Origin of the sequence: Bradyrhizobium sp. 2TAF36, from assembly GCF_052114925.1 — a bacterium.
Classification (GTDB): Bacteria; Pseudomonadota; Alphaproteobacteria; order Rhizobiales; family Xanthobacteraceae; genus Bradyrhizobium; species Bradyrhizobium barranii.
Map to the genome: position 1 here is coordinate 13,223 of NZ_JBFRFR010000089.1, position 16,524 is coordinate 29,746.

At 61.9% G+C, this 16,524-nt stretch carries 18 protein-coding genes; 7 read left to right on the plus strand and 11 right to left on the minus strand.

From position 1 onward, the window contains the following. Positions 1 to 51: 51 nt before the first annotated feature. The 9 genes from AB4Z51_RS37210 to AB4Z51_RS37250 all read right to left on the minus strand — a co-directional run bounded on the left by AB4Z51_RS37210 (position 52) and on the right by AB4Z51_RS37250 (position 5,742). On the minus strand, positions 52 to 660 hold the full coding sequence (locus AB4Z51_RS37210) for a hypothetical protein (protein WP_441499122.1): 609 nt from the start codon (positions 658 to 660) through the stop codon (positions 52 to 54). 202 nt (positions 661 to 862) lie between these two features. Beyond that, complete coding sequence (locus tag AB4Z51_RS37215) at positions 863 to 1,651, minus strand: 3-hydroxybutyrate dehydrogenase (RefSeq protein WP_441499106.1); 789 nt, start codon at positions 1,649 to 1,651, stop codon at positions 863 to 865. A 79-nt stretch (positions 1,652 to 1,730) separates the two neighbouring features. After that, positions 1,731 to 2,522, minus strand: a complete 792-nt coding sequence (locus AB4Z51_RS37220; RefSeq protein ID WP_441499107.1) for an acetoacetate decarboxylase — start codon at positions 2,520 to 2,522, stop codon at positions 1,731 to 1,733. A 32-nt stretch (positions 2,523 to 2,554) separates the two neighbouring features. After that, positions 2,555 to 3,724, minus strand: coding sequence for a patatin-like phospholipase family protein (locus AB4Z51_RS37225; protein ID WP_441499108.1), 1,170 nt, complete (start codon positions 3,722 to 3,724; stop codon positions 2,555 to 2,557). 157 nt (positions 3,725 to 3,881) lie between these two features. Continuing rightward, positions 3,882 to 4,481 carry a PepSY domain-containing protein gene (locus AB4Z51_RS37230; RefSeq protein WP_441499109.1) on the minus strand — a complete coding sequence of 200 codons (600 nt, stop codon included), beginning with the start codon at positions 4,479 to 4,481 and terminating at the stop codon, positions 3,882 to 3,884. 82 nt (positions 4,482 to 4,563) lie between these two features. After that, positions 4,564 to 5,004, minus strand: a complete 441-nt coding sequence (locus tag AB4Z51_RS37235; protein WP_441499110.1) for a hypothetical protein — start codon at positions 5,002 to 5,004, stop codon at positions 4,564 to 4,566. Between the two features lie 139 nt (positions 5,005 to 5,143). After that, positions 5,144 to 5,362, minus strand: a complete 219-nt coding sequence (locus tag AB4Z51_RS37240) for a hypothetical protein (protein WP_441499111.1) — start codon at positions 5,360 to 5,362, stop codon at positions 5,144 to 5,146. 18 nt (positions 5,363 to 5,380) lie between these two features. Then, the gene (locus AB4Z51_RS37245) at positions 5,381 to 5,539 is read right to left on the minus strand and encodes a hypothetical protein (RefSeq protein WP_441499112.1); all 159 of its coding nucleotides are present in this window, start codon (positions 5,537 to 5,539) and stop codon (positions 5,381 to 5,383) included. Beyond that, positions 5,536 to 5,742, minus strand: a complete 207-nt coding sequence (locus AB4Z51_RS37250) for a hypothetical protein (RefSeq protein ID WP_441499113.1) — start codon at positions 5,740 to 5,742, stop codon at positions 5,536 to 5,538. Before AB4Z51_RS37250 ends, AB4Z51_RS37245 begins: the two co-directional genes overlap by 4 nt. A gap of 474 nt (positions 5,743 to 6,216) precedes the next feature. On the opposite strand from AB4Z51_RS37250, the gene AB4Z51_RS37255 reads away from it, so the two are divergent. Both AB4Z51_RS37255 and AB4Z51_RS37260 read left to right on the plus strand, forming a co-directional pair. Next, complete coding sequence (locus AB4Z51_RS37255) at positions 6,217 to 6,654, plus strand: hypothetical protein (RefSeq protein WP_441499114.1); 438 nt, start codon at positions 6,217 to 6,219, stop codon at positions 6,652 to 6,654. 8 nt (positions 6,655 to 6,662) lie between these two features. Next, a complete protein-coding gene (locus AB4Z51_RS37260) occupies positions 6,663 to 7,337 on the plus strand; it encodes a TetR/AcrR family transcriptional regulator (protein WP_441499115.1) in 675 nt (224 codons plus the stop codon). An 18-nt stretch (positions 7,338 to 7,355) separates the two neighbouring features. Here AB4Z51_RS37260 and AB4Z51_RS37265 read toward each other — a convergent pair whose 3' ends face one another. Next, positions 7,356 to 8,018 (minus strand): TetR/AcrR family transcriptional regulator, encoded by a 663-nt coding sequence (locus AB4Z51_RS37265; protein WP_441499116.1) that lies wholly within the window; start codon positions 8,016 to 8,018, stop codon positions 7,356 to 7,358. A 212-nt stretch (positions 8,019 to 8,230) separates the two neighbouring features. On the opposite strand from AB4Z51_RS37265, the gene AB4Z51_RS37270 reads away from it, so the two are divergent. From AB4Z51_RS37270 to AB4Z51_RS37290, 5 genes are read left to right on the plus strand one after another with little or no spacing between them, the layout of a single operon-like run. Then, positions 8,231 to 9,091, plus strand: a complete 861-nt coding sequence (locus AB4Z51_RS37270; protein ID WP_441499123.1) for a sensor histidine kinase — start codon at positions 8,231 to 8,233, stop codon at positions 9,089 to 9,091. Then, positions 9,088 to 10,215 (plus strand): efflux RND transporter periplasmic adaptor subunit, encoded by a 1,128-nt coding sequence (locus tag AB4Z51_RS37275; RefSeq protein ID WP_441499117.1) that lies wholly within the window; start codon positions 9,088 to 9,090, stop codon positions 10,213 to 10,215. The genes AB4Z51_RS37270 and AB4Z51_RS37275 overlap by 4 nt, the downstream gene beginning before the upstream one ends. Beyond that, positions 10,212 to 11,288, plus strand: a complete 1,077-nt coding sequence (locus AB4Z51_RS37280) for an efflux RND transporter periplasmic adaptor subunit (protein ID WP_441499118.1) — start codon at positions 10,212 to 10,214, stop codon at positions 11,286 to 11,288. The genes AB4Z51_RS37275 and AB4Z51_RS37280 overlap by 4 nt, the downstream gene beginning before the upstream one ends. Beyond that, the gene (locus tag AB4Z51_RS37285; protein WP_441499119.1) at positions 11,285 to 14,434 is read left to right on the plus strand and encodes an efflux RND transporter permease subunit; all 3,150 of its coding nucleotides are present in this window, start codon (positions 11,285 to 11,287) and stop codon (positions 14,432 to 14,434) included. Before AB4Z51_RS37280 ends, AB4Z51_RS37285 begins: the two co-directional genes overlap by 4 nt. Before the next feature lie 10 nt (positions 14,435 to 14,444). Beyond that, positions 14,445 to 14,996 carry a hypothetical protein gene (locus AB4Z51_RS37290; RefSeq protein ID WP_441499120.1) on the plus strand — a complete coding sequence of 184 codons (552 nt, stop codon included), beginning with the start codon at positions 14,445 to 14,447 and terminating at the stop codon, positions 14,994 to 14,996. Between the two features lie 831 nt (positions 14,997 to 15,827). Here AB4Z51_RS37290 and AB4Z51_RS37295 read toward each other — a convergent pair. Continuing rightward, on the minus strand, positions 15,828 to 16,205 hold the full coding sequence (locus AB4Z51_RS37295; RefSeq protein ID WP_441499121.1) for a hypothetical protein: 378 nt from the start codon (positions 16,203 to 16,205) through the stop codon (positions 15,828 to 15,830). Positions 16,206 to 16,524 lie beyond the last annotated feature (319 nt).

The following is a 16,524-nucleotide window of genomic DNA, read 5'->3' on the forward strand; positions in this document are numbered from 1 at the left end:
ATACCTCGCTGTTCCGGACCGAGTGCCCGATCTTCGTCGTGACCAACTGGGTCAGCTCTTCGAGCCAGGACCCCTCAAGACGTTCCAGGCGGCTTGATTGGCTTGGTCGAACGCCTTGCGGGATTCCGCCAACGCGGCACTGAGCACCGCCCAGGAATCGTTGCCTGCCTGCTTGAGCTTTTGCAGACGTGCTTCTGCTTCAGACGCATCGGACTTCAGTTGCTTGAGCGCGGCGTCGAGATCGGTGGTCCCGGCTTCGGTCACTTTGCCCGCCGCCTTCCGGAATTGATCCGCTGCCTCACGCCAGGCTTTCGCTTGCGCCGCTGCTATGTCCTTGAACGTGGCCTGCTGCTGCTCGATCTGCTTGCCGGCGCCTTCGAAGTAGGTCTTCATCTGCGTTTCGAACCCGGTCCAGTGCTTCTCCAGATCCGCCTTCGCGCGCGCCCAGGCGGCTTCGCCGGCTTCCGCTTGCGTCTTGAGCAGCGCCTGAAATTCATCGCGCCGTTTCTTCAGATCCGCGACGATCTCGTCGGCCTTGACCCTGGACTCGGCTTTGGCCTCCGTCGCCTTCACTTCGAACGAAGCCAGTGCGGCATCCATTTCGTCGATCCGCTCCTTTGCCCAACTGAGGTAGAAATGCATGCTGCTTTGCTCGGACATGACCATCTCCGTTGACTAGCCGACGTATTGATAATCATGCTTTAGCTTCGCTTCTCTCGACTTGACCTGCGTCAAGGTTCCTGAAAGCGAGACGTCTCAAGCAGCTGCATGTGGAAGCGGCGTTGACGTTCCACAGTCAGCGGCGACTTGCTTGCGCGGCGCTGGCTTCAGGTTGGCGGCCTCCGATGCCTGACAGGCAGCTCTACGCGGCCGTCCAGCCGCCATCGATCGCGAGATTGGCACCAGTGATCTGCGCGGCGTCGTCACTGCACAGGAACAGCGCGAGCGAGGCGACTTGCTCGGCCGTGACGAACTCCTTCGTGGGCTGCGCTGCGAGTAGGATGTCACTGATGACCTCATCCCTCCTCAAGTTGCGCGCTTTCATCGTGTTGGGGATTTGCTTCTCGACGAGTGGTGTCCAGACGTAGCCGGGGCTGATGCAGTTGCAGGTGATCTTTGACCGCGCGAGCTCCAGCGCCACCGTCTTTGTAAGGCCTGCGATGCCATGCTTGGCAGCGACATAGGCTGACTTGAAGGGGGAGGCGACCAGCGAGTGAGGCGAGGCCGTGGTGATGACGCGGCCCCAGCCGCGCTTCTTCATGCCGGGCACTGCTGCGCGGATTGCATGGAATGCGGCGGACAGGTTGATCGCGATGATCGCATCCCACTTCTCGGGTGGAAATTCCTCGATGGGAGAGACGTGCTGGATGCCGGCGTTGTTGATCAGGACGTCCACACTGTCGAAGGTTGCTGCGCCGAGTGCGATCAGCTCGGCGATTTCGATCGGTTTGGCCATGTCCGCGGGCGAATAGATCGTCTTGACCCCAAATTCGCTCTCGATCGCGGAGCGCTCCTTCTCGACATCAGCAGGTGCACCCATGCCGTTGAGCACGATGTTGGCGCCGGCTTCTGCGAAAGCACGTGCGCACGCGAGGCCGATGCCGCTGGTCGAGCCGGTTATGACAGCTGTCTTACCCTTCAGAATACTCATCTTATTCACTTTGCTCTGTGTATTGCGTCAATAGCTGAAGCTTCGCGGCTGGCGAGAGCCTCAGCTGCGTGGGGTTGCGTCAGGTGACCAGACTTCGTTCTGAGGGCCGGAACACACGTCGGATTGGTTCTTGCAGATAATCGTGGGCCACTCTGCCAAGACCCAGCGTGAGATCTGCGCGGATGTGAATGGCCGAGACGATCTCCAGGACGGGGAGGTCGGCCACCGGCGCTAAGGCATGCGGCGTCAGGGAGAGAGCCGCGGGCCCGGTCCAGGCGCCCTTCAGCGCAATCTGCTCGAGGTGGTATTCGACGAGCTCGCAGATGCGTGGGCTGCCGTCGACATGCGGGATGATCTTGAGCAGGAAGTTCGGCTCGCTGAGCGCTGCCTTGACCTGGCCAAGATCGGCTTCGCGGTGCTTGTAGCCCATCGTACCCGTCGCAACCCGCAAGGGACCGTAGTCGAGTGTGCCGATTAGGGTGTCGATTTCGGTTCGCAATGTCGGCTGGGCCAGTTTTTTCGGAAAGCCCCAGAGCTCGCGTCCGCCTGCAATCGGCCCTTCGTCGTTGAGGAACATGCAATGACTGTAGCCGCCTCTGCGCCCGCGAAAGGAGACCGGGATGACCTGGCCGCTTTCGGTGTAGTCGCCAAAGCAATTCGAATCCGGCATGCGGATGAATTCATATTTGACGAGCGCTTCGCGTGCATCGAGCTCCAGCGGTTCGGGCACCACGGCGCGCAGCTTTGCCGGATCGGTGCGATAGGTGATGATCAAATATTCGCGGTCCACAAACCGATACGGTCCTGGCGGATAGGCCGGACTGGTCAGCGGCATTGCAAAGGCCTGCTTTCGTACTTCACTCTCACGCATTTGGTTCTCCCTGCGGCCGATGACGGCCGGACCTATTCGCGACCATCGTTCTCGAGGTCGAATGTGAAGACGCCGTCCGCGCTGGCGGCGCGCGTGAGCACCTCGGGATGTCGCAGCGTGCGGAGTGCATCGTGGTAACCGGCGCGCCAGTGATCCTGCATCGAAAGCCGGGAGAACTCGTAGTCCTTGGAGTGTCCTTCGTGATTGCGTGCGCGGTAGATCAGGTGGACGATGTTGTAGACGTTGTGAGAGACCGCGGTGCTGAGGAGCTTCACGTCGTCATGTTCCTGTAGATCTTCCGGAAGCCGGCCCAACAGGGCGGTGAGCGCACGGCGGAGGCGCTGCACGCGCTTGAATTGGTCGGTGCTTGCGCGCGTGCGGCTCGAATATTGTATTTCCTTTTGACGCGTGACGACCTCGGGCAGATTGCTCGGAAGCTGGCCCTTCGCGTTCCAGAGGTCGACCTGAAACGCCAGCATGTCCTGCGGCGCACCCCAGTCGATCACCCATTGCAGCGGCGTATTGGAAACCAGGCCGCCGTCCCAGTAGTGCTCGCCCTCGATCTCCACCGCGGGAAAGCCCGGCGGCAGCGCGCCGCTAGCCATGATGTGCTCCGGCCCGATGGTGTGGGTGCTATTGTCGAAATAGACGAAATTGCCGGTTCTTACGTTGACCGCACCTGCACTGAAGCGCGTCATTCCCGCGTTGAGGCGATCGAAGTCGACCAAGCGCTCGAGCGTGCTCTTCAACGCGCTTGTGTCGTAAAAACTGGTCGCCTCGGTCGTTCCGCCGGAATGTAACCAGGGCATGAGGGGGCGCGCGGAGAAAAATCCGCTTGCACCGCATGCCGCGGCAAGGCCGGCGCTCAATTGGTTGAGGACATTGCGCGCATTGTCGTTGCGCCTATCGAGAAGTGGATTTCCAGACCAATCCCAGGGCGCGGTGGAGGTCACTTGCGTCCAGAAATCGCGGAGCCGGTCAACACGGGACTCTGGCGGGTTGCCCGCAATGATCGCGGCGTTGATTGCGCCGATCGAAATGCCGGCAACCCAATCCGGATGGATGCCGGCTTCGGCCAGGGCTTCGTAGACGCCCGCCTGATAGGCCCCCAGAGCGCCGCCGCCCTGCAAGAGCAGGGCGATGCATTCGAATGGTAGCCGCCGTTGGGGGGTCGGCAGGTGTGGTCGGGGCTGGAAGTTCATGACTTGGCGTGTCTCTCTGGTGTGATGATCGAGGCTAACGTTGAAAGAGTGCGGGAAGGTTCAGCAAAAAACAAACTATACGGTATAGTATATATATTGCACGGCGATCGAGCAACTCACGACGTCGTGCTTCAGCGGCGGATCGGCACGTCCGCGCCTAGTGCTGAGTTGACCGCTGTCCGACCTTGGGCGGCTCGAGCATCACTTCCTTCAAGCGGTCGCCACTGGCGACGACAACCACGAAGTTGACTTTGCCATCCTGCTTCACCAACCCACCGGCAAGCGCGTTTCCCGCCGCGGCTTTCTCAGCGACCTGCACCGCTTCCGACAGTTCCTGCTTGATCCAATTCAGGGCGATGATGTTGGCGAGATCAGCTCGATCAAGCTCCTTGAGCGATGACGCAATTTCCGCTTGCGATACGCTGCCGGTGTTTGCATCTATGACATTTTCAAAGACCCGTTCGTTCTTGATCGTGCGCACGCGGTAGACCGGCGGCCCGGATATCTCGAAGCTGACGTCTGCGGTCCTCGAGCCGTCGTGCAGACGCTCTGCAATCGCCATTGCCTGGCCGAGTGGGACCCGTGTGGTGCGGAATTGTTCGAGCACACGGTGCATCGCTGCTTCGTCGACGTCTGCCTGCGCGGCTGCGCTGCGGCTTTCGGCGTCAGCAGGCGTCCGGGTGACATCGGCCATGGCTCCCGTGGCAGCGAGCATGGCGGACCAAACGATGAGGGCAAACAACTGGTTCTTCGGCATTGATTAGATCCTGTGGCGTCTCGTCTAAAGGTGTCTGGCGGTGCCGCTCGTCCGAGGCGGCGGCAGGGACGGTGCTCTCCGCTCAATCGAGCGGATCTCCCCATAATGTTTCGACATGCGGGTGACGGGCAGATCGCAGCCCCCTTCCGGTCCGTCTCTGAGCGTGCTTGCGCTGTCGGGCCGTGATCTCTGGCGGCCTCCGGCCTGGGTCTGCTCGATCAGAAACGGCGGACTGCAACTGCGCCAGGCTTTCGCGCAGGCGTGTGTCCGTCGATGAAGCTGAGCCGGCCTCACTGATGTCGGCGGCAGAATCGGCGACCTCAGGAGATGGCATCGATTTAGCCGCACCGCTCTCGTTTTCCGCTGGCACCGGATTGACGAGGGACACATTGGTATCGATGACAACCGCGTCCGGTCCTCTCATCTCAGAATGGATGCGGATCGGCGGCAAAGCAGAATGCGAATCCGTGAGCCGGCTCGTCACAGGTGCGGGCAGCACCCAATCGGCCGCCAGAAGCAGCAAGAGCAAGGCTCCTCCAGCCAACAGAAAATAGGCCCGCAAGGGAAGCTCGGGTTCGACAATTCTGCTCGCGTGTCGCGACAACGCAGATTTCCTGCTCACGACGCTTGGCTCCGGGACATGGAATGTTCTCGTCTCACCGTCAGATGCCCCAGGGGCGGGGATGCCGGCGCGCGAGCTCGGCATCGAGATAGCCGCGCTCGTCGATCCAGTCGGCCGGGCAATAGGCCATCGCCTTTGGGTTGATCAGGTGCCCGTCGCGCTCGAGGGCCGTTCGCGTGCCCGTGAGTCCGGTCCACACTGAAGCGCCGGTGGCCGGCTCCACGTGCATGATGTCGAACACTTCGATGAAGTTGAGCATGTCGAAATTCCAGGATGCTCAGGCGGCGGGCCGGGAAGGGGGCTCGACCCCTTCAAGCGCGATGCCTCTGCGGACGAGTTCCGATTCGATCATGTCGAACATGCATTCGACTGGCGCGAGCCAGACGTTGACCCAATAGATGATGCCATCGCGAGCGAGCAGCAGTGCCGGGGTCATGCGAAGCCCCGTCGGTTGGCAGCATGCCGCACCGGCGCGGGCTCGCGATTGGCGAGCGCGTGCGCCCAGGCGAGCACCGAAATCGTGACACCCAGCAGCAGGCTTACGCCCACGAGCGACACGGCCACGATCAGATTCAGCGACGCGACCGCAATCCCGGGCCAGGGATTTTCCCGCGCGAGCGCCACGAACAGGGTTGACATCTTCGATCTCCAAAATAAACTACACCGTATAGTTCATATACAGCGCGGTTCGCGAAGCCTGTCAAGAGCAGAGACTCACAAGCGCGTATTCGTACTGATCGGACGACGGGGACTTCGGAATGAGGCCAGGAACTCCCTTTCGAAAGCAGATGCCTCAACTTCAGAAAGGATTCGTTATGTTCAAGAACCGGCTAATGCTTGCAGTCTTGGTGTTCGTTTCGTTCGGTGGCGGGGTTGCCTTCGCACAGGAGGACCGCGGCACAGCAGAGCAGAGGGCGGCATGCGCGCCTGATGCATTTCGTCTCTGCGCGGGCTACATCCCTGACCCCACCAATGTGGAAGCCTGTCTCAGGCAAAGAAAGTCGGACCTGAGCGATGCTTGCAGAGCCGTCTTCGAGAACTCCGCGGCCGCGGCTTCGGTGAGAACCATCGGATCGCACCGCTATCGCGGCGCAAAAGATGGGGAATGACCGCATGAACACGATCTATGCTCCCGCTTTCGCTGCGTTCGGGGGCTCGGCCTTCGGAGCCATTTCCACAATCGTGACGGGATGGGTGACCCGTCGTCGCAGGGTCCGTGAGCGCCATCATGCCCACACGGTCTCGAAGCGTGAAAAGCTGTACCGATGCTTCATCGAGGAGGCGTCCCGGCTTTACGCGGACGCGCTGACCAGCGACAAATCCGAGATCCCGGCGTTGGTGAATCTGTATGCGCTTATCGGGCGTATGCGGATTCTGTCCGACGATGAGGTGGTCCACGCCGCGGAACGGGCAGGCCGACTGATCATCGAAACCTACCTTGCACCGAACACGTCGTTCGTCGACCTGCCGGGTTTCCTGGAGGAGATGGATCCGCTGCGTGAATTCGGCGAGGCCTGCCGGCGTGAAATGCACACGATTCATTCGCGTTGAGGCCGAACATGCTGAAGGCGCAGACCCCCCGTCGGGTTGGATCGTCGTGCACTCGTGAACGAATTGTGCAGGCTGCAATCCGCTTGTATCGCGAGATCGGGTACCGGAAGACCACGGTTGCCGATGTCGCTCGCGACGTATCAATGTCGCCTGCAAATCTCTATCGGTTTTATCCCTCCCGCCGGGCGCTCGAAGAGGCCGTCGTGACAGAGTTGCTCGAGGAGGTGTCGGCGGCGGCTGCAAGTGCAGCGCGAACCGGGCGCTCGGGCCTTGAGCGGTTAAACGCCATCTTTAGGGCGATCACTCGGATGCATGAAGATCGGCTGGCAAACAATGTCCGATTGCACGACCTAGTGGTCGCCGCCGGACAAGCAAACTGGCCGGCCAGCCTGTCCCGTGCGGATCGCCTTCGCGGTGTCGTGCAGTCGGTCATCGCAGCCGGGCAGGCTGGTGGCGAATTTCGAGCAGGGAGCCCGATGGCGCTGGCCTGCTGCCTGCTGGACGCGATGGATGCATACCTCAATCCGTCCCGTATCAAGGCGACCGCTGTTCGGCCGGCCTTCAACGAGATGATGAGTTTTTGCGCGGGAGCGCTCGGCAACGCAGCGTCCGTTAACGCGGAGTCGTTTCAAGTGACCAGCATCGGGGCCGATTTGCGTTCCAAATCCGCCTGTCGAACCTAACGCGCGGCGATTGCCGGCTCACGGCGTCCAGTCTGCCTCACAGGCCGCAAGGAAAAAGCCAACCCGCTCGCGCACGAAAGAAGGCAGCTCCCGTCTCAGCTCCTTGGGTGTTTCTCCCACCAACGAGCGAAACAGCATCGGCAGCAGGATCAGATCCAGGAAGATCTGAGCGGTGGCAAGGCTTCGCTTCCCGGTAAAGGGACCTTTTTGAGCGCGCGCCAGCTTCTGCGTCGCTTCATTCAGGAGTTGGGAAACGGCGTTGACGGAGCGATCGCGCGCGGCATCGTGGACGTTGCGGCTCAGCTCGGGGAAACGCTGCGCTTCGGCGATCGTGGCGCGGACCATGCCCAACGATTCTTCGATGACCTTCTCGACGACGGCGGTGCCGAGGCTCGAGAGCTTGTCCTGAAGGGTGCGGCCCTCGGGCTCGAAGCCATCGAAGTCCGTCAGGCCGCTGATGGTGCGGGCCACGACCGCTGCGAACAGTGCCTCCTTCCCGGGAAAATGCGCATAGATGGTTGGCTTGCTCGCCGGCGCCAGCTCGGCGATGTCATCGATACTGGCACTACGGTAGCCCTTCTCGAGAAAAAGCTGCTGGGCTGCATCAAGGATCCGGACTTGAACGTCACCGGCGAGATCCTTGGGCGGTCTGCCCCGTTTCGGGGTGTTTTTCTTCGTCATGCGTCGGTCTCCCAATCACGAGCCTGTGGGCGCGCAGATCGCACTTGACATGCCCGGTGGGAAAAGGCAACAAAAAGAAAATATACGGTATAGTTTAATTTATCCGCGACCTGGACCTCGTAGGACCGGCGACGGCCTTCCGGATGGTCGGGGCCCGCAAAAGTGCGCGTTGGCCCCGATCATCAGGACCACCTCAGGAGATCACAGTGACGATGTTGAGCCCGGACCCGCACCGCCCACAAGACGGCGTCCTGCTGCGTGAACTGCATCACCGGGTCGATAAAGGGATCGCCTCGGCGATCGATCTGGTCTCGGCCGCGGTCGTGCGGGCCGATGGGGCGGAAGCCAAGGCCGCCTTGAGCGATGTCGTCGAGCTGCTGCACGGACACGCCGAGTTGCATCGTGCGCTCGCAATGCCCCGGGGCGAAGCCCTCAATGACGCCGCGACTTACATTCGCAGACTGGGCTGCGCCCTGCGCGAGTCGCTGTTGGATCGAATGGGGATCCGGCTGGCATTGACCACTGAATCTCTCCCGCTTCAATCGGAGCGGTGCTGGCGGCTTGGCCTGATCGTCCATGACCTCATCGTAAACGCAGCGAGGCATGCGTGTTTCGACGCGCGCCCCGGCGAAATCAAAGTCAAGCTGGCGCGCATCGGCGCGGTGGCGAACTGCGTCGTGCTGGATAACGGCTCGCGGTCCGCGCGGGCGGCCCCGGGCCGGGAGCTCCAGATCAGCAGTGACCTTGCCAAGGGGCTCGGGGGACGGATCGAGCACGGCTTCGCCGCCGAGTTCACATCTGTCGTTCTCTCGCTTCACTTGAGCGAGCGGGAGCAACGGGCGAGCTGGTCGATGGCGACGCGCCGCATCAGGTCGCCGCGCCCGCTGAGAGCCAGGTCGTCCGTGACGCCCGGCTCGAGCTCCGGCCTCTCGGATCAGGTCGGACGCCAGGCCGCAATCGAAGCGGATCCAAACTTGTTGCGAGCACGTCCGAATGAACCGGCCCCGCTTTGCAAGGGCTCGGACATCCTTGGCGAGCTGCTGTCACCCTCTCACCGCATGGACGCGCTATGAAGCCGCGCTATTCGAACCGCACCAAAATCGATCGAACCGAGCGGATGCTGAGGCCTCTCGCCGGCTTGGCGCTCGCCCTTGTCGCAGCCGCGCTCAGCGGCTGCAACGATCACACAGGTGCTCCATCCGCGCGCGCCGCGTTCGTGCGCACGGAGGTCGTCCAGCAGAAGGACCGGCAGGCTTCGATCACCCTGACTGGCGAGGTGCAGCCCCGCTTCCGCGCCGATCTGTCGTTCCGTGTCAGCGGACGTGTGATCGCGCGCTATGTCGATGTCGGGACCCACGTCAAGGCCGGCGAAGTGTTGGCCCTTCTCGATCCCGCCGAGCAGGAGGCAGATGTCGATGCTGCGACCGCTGCTGTCCTCGCCGCGGAATCCCAGCTGCGTGTGGCGAAAGCGACTTTCGAGCGGCAGAAGGCGTTGATCGCGAGCGGCTTCACCACGCGCACGGCCTACGACCAGGCGCAGGAAGGATTGCGGACCGCGGAAGGCGCGCTCGAAGCGGCAAGAGCGCAGCTTGGAACCTCAAAGGACGCCCTCGGCTATACCGCGCTGCGAGCCGGAGCGGACGGCGTCGTCACCGCGCGCAGTCTGGAAACCGGTCAAGTCGTACAGGCTGCGCAACCCCTATTTTCGCTGGCGCAGGATGGGGAGCGGGACGCCGTCTTTGACGTCTATGAGTCCATTTTCCTCGGCAATGCCGACGACCGCAGCGTTTCGTTGGCGCTGGTCTCCGATGCGAGCGTGACCGCAAGCGGCCACGTTCGGGAGGTTTCGCCGGCCGTCGACGCCAAGAGTTCAACCATTCGGGTCAAGGTGGCCATCAAGGACCCGCCTTCCGCAATGACGCTTGGAAGCCCGGTCGCCGGATCTGTGAAAGTAAAGGCCGAGCGGCAAATCGCTTTGCCCTGGCGTGCATTGGTGGCGTCGGGCACCAGGCCCGCGGTCTGGACCGTCGATCCGGCAACGCGGACAGCCTCGCTGAAGCCCGTAACGGTCGGTGGGTACGAGGCCGGAGAAGTGTTGATCAAGGCGGGTCTCGAGCCGGGCGAGCGCGTCGTCGTCGACGGCGGCAAGCTTTTGAGCGTGGGCCAGCCCGTGACTTATGAAGGAGACCCCTCATGACGAGCCGCGCAATGATCGTGGCGGGCCCACTTGCATGTGCGTTGGCACTTGCCGGATGTCAGCAGGAGACAAAGGCGCCCGAGCCAGTGCGGCCAGTCCAATCGGTGCTTTTCGAAGCGGACCGCGCAGACGATGCGGTGGCGGTGGGCGTCGTCGAGCCACGGTACAAAACAAATCTCGGTTTCCGCGTACTGGGACGCCTGACCACGCGACCTGTCTATGTCGGTGATCTCGTGAATGAAGGACAGACGGTGGGCGTCGTCGACCCCACGGCCCTTGAGCTCGCCGTTCGCGCGGCCAAAGGGCAGCTTGCCAAGGCCGAGGCGCAGTTCGCGACCGTGAGAGCGACGGAGGAACGGCAGCGAACGCTCATCACGACCGACGCGACCACAAAGCAGACGTTGGATAACGCCGAGCAGGCGCGTGCCGGCGCCGAAGCAACGGTGGCTCGCGAACAGGCAAATCTGACCAAGGCGATCGAGCAGCTCGGCTATTCGCAGATCAAGGCCGATTTCGCCGGTGTGGTCACCGCAGTGGGGGCGGAAGTCGGCCAGGTGGTATCTCCCGGCCAAAGCGTGGTGACGATCGCAAGACCCGATATTCGCGAAGCTGTCGTCGACATCGGACATGACTTTCCGTTGCCGCTGGAGGTCGGGCTGCCATTCACGGTCAGCCTACAGCTCTTGCCCTCCGTTCAGGTGCAAGGGAGCGTTCGCGAGATCGCGCCGCAAGCCGATCCGGCGACGCGATTGAGGCGGGTCCGCATTGCGCTCAGCAATCCGCCCGAAGGATTCCGCCTCGGCGCGACTGTCACCGCGAAACTTGACAAGAGCCAAGGCCGGATATTGCGCCTGCCCAGCTCGGCGCTGCTCGCCAAGGAAGGCGCAAATTTCGTCTGGATCGTCGATCAACCCGCCAACACGGTCTCGCTGCACAAGATCAATGTGGTCGCAGACCAAACCGGCGCGCGCGTCACCGGCGGGCTTGCTCCCGGCACACGCGTCGTCACCGCGGGGATCCACAGCCTCAAGCAAGGACAGCAAGTCCGCATTGCACAGGATGAGAAGCCATGAAACCGTTCAACCTTTCCGACTGGGCGCTCGGCCATCGTTCGCTCGTCTGGTATTTCATGATCGCCTTCATGGCGGCGGGACTCTTTGCGTACCTTCAGCTGGGACGGCAGGAAGATCCTGACTTCACCATCAAAACCATGGTGATCCAGGCGCAGTGGCCGGGTGCTTCGCCTGAGGAAATGACGCGCCAGGTCACCGACCGGATCGAGAAGAAGCTCGAGGAGCTGGAATCGCTCGATTACACCAAGAGTGTGACGGTTGCGGGCCAGACCACCGTCTTCGTCTATCTGCGTGACAGCACCAAGGCTGTCGACGTGAAGCCGACCTGGATTCGCGCCCGCAACATGATCGCGGATATCAAGGGCGATTTCCCGCAAGGTGTGATCGGGCCCGGCTTCAACGATCGCTTCGGCGACGTGTTCGGCAACATCTATGCGTTCACCAGCGACGGCTTGAGCCAACGTCAGCTGCGTGATGAGGTCGAGGACATTCGTGCAAAGGTCCTGACCGTGCCCGATGTAGGCAAGGTCGACATCCTGTGCGCACAGGACGAGGTCATTTATCTAGAATTCTCCACCCGCAAGATCGCGGCGCTCGGTCTCGACGTTCACTCCATCATGACTTCTCTGCAGGGGCAGAATGCGGTCGCCCCGTCCGGCGTATTTCAGGAAGGGCCCGAGCGGATCAGCGTGCGGGTGAACGGACAGTTCACGTCAGAAGCAAGCCTGAAGGCAGTCAATCTGCGCATCAACGATCGCTTCTTTCCTCTGACCGACGTCGCAACCATCACGCGCGGTTATGCTGATCCGGCCAAGACCTTGTTCAGGTACAACGGGGAGCCGGCGATTGCGCTTGCGATCGGCATGAAGTCCGGCGCCAACCTGCTGCACTTCGGCGAGGCGCTGAAGGAGGAGATGTCGAGAATTACCGCCGACTTGCCGATCGGCGTCGGCGTTCACCTCGTCGCCGATCAGCCCATCGTTGTCGAGCACGCCGTCTCTGGCTTCACCGAGGCGCTGTTTGAGGCCGTGATCATAGTTCTCGGCATCAGCTTTCTCAGCCTTGGCATGCGCGCCGGACTTGTCGTCGCAATCGCGATTCCCCTGGTTCTCGCCATCACGTTCGTCGTGATGGCCTATGCCGGGATCTCGCTGCAGCGCATCTCGCTTGGCGCCTTGATCATCGCGCTCGGCCTTTTGGTCGATGACGCCATGATCGCCGTGGAAATGATGGTGGCGCGGCTTGAGGTCGGAGATCCTCTCGAAAAGGCCGCGACCCATGTCTATACCTCGACCGCCTTTCCTATGCTGACCGGCACGCTGGTGACCGTTGCCGGCTTCATTCCGATCGGACTCAATAACAGCAATGCGGGCGAGTTCACCTTCACGCTGTTCGTTGTCATCGCGGTCTCCCTGATCGTCTCCTGGATCGTGGCGGTGCTGTTCACGCCGTTGCTCGGCGTCACCATCCTGCCCGCAAAAATAAAGGGTCATCACGCGGAGAAGGGGCGCGTAGCGCGGTTGTTCGCGCGTGTCCTGCTCTTCTGCATGCACTTCCGCTGGATCACCGTCGGCGTCACGGTTGCAGCCTTTCTGCTGGCGCTGTTCGGCATGAATTTCGTGCAGCAGCAGTTTTTCCCCTCATCGGACCGCGCCGAGCTGGTGATCGACTGGAACTTGCCGCAGAACGCGTCGATCGCGGACTCCAATGCGCAGATTGCGCGATTCGAGCGCGAACAGCTTCAGGGCAACAATTCGGTCGATCACTGGTCGACCTATGTCGGCACCGGCTCGCCGCGCTTCGTCCTGTCCTTCGACGTGCAGACCGCCAACACCTGGTTTGGCCAGATGGTAGTCGTGACCAAAGGCGGCATCAAGGCGCGCGACGAGGTCAAGGCACGGTTCGAGGACTATCTGAAGAAGACGTTCCCCGGGACCGACACCTACGTCAAGCTGCTCGAAGTCGGTCCCCCGGTGGGGCGTCCCGTGCAGTATCGCTTGAGTGGGCCCGACATCGCGAAGGTGCGAGACCTCTCGCAGAAGCTTGCCGGAATCGTGCGGAGCGACCCCGAACTCGGTAATGTCGTGTTCGACTGGATGGAGCCGGCCCGCGTCGTCAAGGTCGACGTTCTCCAGGACAAGGCGCGCCAGCTCGGCGTGACTTCGGAGGACATTGCGACGACCGTGAACTCCGTGCTCGAGGGCTCGCCGATCACCCAGGTGCGCGACAGCATCTACCTCGTCAATGTCACCGGACGTGCAACCGCGCCGGAACGTGCTTCCATCAACACGCTGCGCGACCTGCAATTGACCGGACTCGGCGGTCAATCCGTGCCGCTCGGGGCCGTGGCCAACCTGCGTTACGAGCTCGAGCAGCCGACGATCTGGCGGCGCGCACGGATCCCCACCATCACGTTGAAGGCCGGCATCGTTGGCAACGTACAGCCCAAGACGGTCGTAGACCAGCTTGCGACGAAAGTGGCGGAGTTCAGCAAAGCGCTGCCGGCCGGCTATTCGGTGATGACCGGCGGCTCCGTGGAGGAGAGCGCCAAGAGCCAGGCGCCGATCATGGCCGTCGTTCCGCTCATGCTCTTCGTCATGGCGACGGTCCTGATGGTCCAGTTGCAGAGCTTCCATCGCTTGTTTCTGGTGTTCGCCGTTGCGCCGCTCGCCGTCATCGGTGTGGTCATGGCGCTACTGCCGAGCGGTGCCCCGCTTGGCTTCGTGGCCATCCTCGGCGTGCTCGCCCTGATCGGCATCCTGGTGCGCAACTCCGTGATCCTGATCGTCCAGATCGAGGATCTGAGGAAGGAGGGGCGCGCGGCCTGGGATGCCGTCGTGGAAGCGACCGAGCATCGCATGCGGCCGATTCTGTTGACGGCGGCCGCGGCAAGTCTCGCGCTGATTCCGATCGCGCGCGAGATCTTCTGGGGCCCGATGGCCTACGCGATGATGGGCGGCATCATCGTCGGCACACTGCTGACGTTGCTGTTCCTGCCCGCGCTGTATGTGGCCTGGTTCCGCATTTACCCTGATCACGGCGATCACTCGTCCGCGCATGAGTCCCCGGCGCCTTCGCACGATGCGCCGGCCTCCGAGCGGATATCCGTAACCAAACCGGTGCCCGTCCTCGAAACTCAGTTTTAACAAGAGAGAAATGACCATGTCCCGCAAGATGCTGTTGATGCTGTCGATCCCCGTGACGCTCGCGACCATGACGTTGTCTCCCAATGCGGCGTTCGCGCAGTTCCCTCCGCCGCCCCCCATGGCCGGGCCCCCGCCGATTGCGGCCGGAGGTCCTCCGTCCTTCGCGGCTCGTCCCCCGATGGGGCCGGGCGGTGCGCCACGTGCCGGCCTCGACGGCCCGCCGCCTCATCTCGATGCTGGACCTGCACCTCGCGGTGATCTCGCTGCGGCTGGGCGTGTCGGCGCCGCTGGTCGCGGCGGACCGGCGGTGGCGAGTGCGGTTCGTGGCACGTCGGTCACTTACAACCGCTTCGGAGACTACGGTCGCTACGGTGGATACCAATACGGCCATCGGGCCGCCTATGCCGCAGGCGTCTATGCTGCCGGAGCCACTGCCGGCTACACCTATGGCCGCTCGCGCGATGGCCATAACCTCGGACAGCGACTGCTACTACGTCTACGGGCGATACCGGCGCGTTATGGTCTGCGAATAAGATCGGGGTCTGCGCAGGACAGACTATAAGGCTATCCTTGCCCTGCTCGAAATCGTGGCGAGACCTTCTCGGTGGAAGCGCAGGACGTCTCTATAGGAATGAGCATAGGGATAGGGATCGCTCCAATAAATGGCCTCGGCCTCCTAGCTGCTTTATCGAGCGGTCCAGCCTATTGCGATGTCACCCGGCGGGATTGGGATGCTCGCGATTGATTGCTTTTGGTGCAACGCTGACCAGTATTGATCCGCCTTGATCTCCTCGGCTGGAGCTGGCTCAAATTGGCCGATGATGGATTGGACCGAGAGTTTAAGAGTTTCAATTAGTTAGAGGGACGCGTGTGCATGACGTGTGCACCGGGAGATCAAGAAAAATCTCATCACGGTCAATGTGAGATTGTAAGCAGGTCAGGCCGAATGGATGAGGCAGACGCTGGGGAATTATTCGGTCGTTGCCGAAGGAGGGGACGATCTCTGGTCTGAGAAAAGTCTCTGGATCGACCGACACGCGGCCGTCAGCCGCGCTCAGGCCACCAAAGCAACGTGCCCCCATTGAGCGCGTTTCGAGCTTCGTCGTGGCTGCGCTCAACGACGGCAATTGCCTGTCGCTGCCGAGAAGCGCTGGTAGCGCTAGTCTCCTGGGCTCGCTAAAGATATCGCCGCACGCTTGGAGCCGTTGTTGCAGCCGGTTCTTCACACGCATCGCGGCGGCACGCCCGAAGCGCCGCAGCGGCGGCGGAAACGAACGAGGCATTCTCGGCGAAATATGCTCCGTCGGCTACAGAATTTCCGGAAAGGACAAACACCGTTCGCCGGCAGAGCCCCGTCGAGGTCCGTCGCGCCGCGAGCACACTGTCGGGCTCGTCAAACAATAACGCCGATCGCTCCATCAGCGTCTAGGATCGTTGGAAAGCCGTTCGCGGCCTGAATGGCCTTCGCCTTTTCCAGCAGCTCGATGAGGTCAATGCCACGCTTCTTCGCGATCTCAATCAGTTCGGCCTTGTCGCTGTTCACCGACGTGGCGACCCCGAGAAACGCGAGGCCTCTAATGAAGTCCGCATCCGAACCCAATAGCTTGAATAGGCCGCCGCTTGAGAGAACATCTGCGGCCGACTGCCATCGGTCATCGCTGATTGCCAACGTCGCGAGCCACCGATAGAGCCTCTCCGCGCCTTGCGGGAGCGACTTCTTGATATGCTCACGGACGATCCCGATTGAATTGTTCGCAACTACAAATTCCAAGTTCGCTTCTTGCTCCGCGATGATCCGCAGATCTTTCGACCGCGATGACAGTTTTGCTTTTCGCTCTTCGCTTAGATTGCCTTCAAAGAGGACATATACGAGTTCGTTCTCCTTCCTTCTGATATGCTGTCGAAACTACTGCCGAACCATGCTGATCCGTCGCCTCGTGCCGCCCATCCAGGTTCATCCTTGAGGGATGATCATGTGGTCGTCAGTGTCGCGAGCCGGGCTTGCGGTGGACGCGGCAGCGTCGGGTGCGAATGGCAAAGGGCGGGCCGGATTGCTCTGCGTGAGCCCGAGGCTTCGTGCGGACGAACGG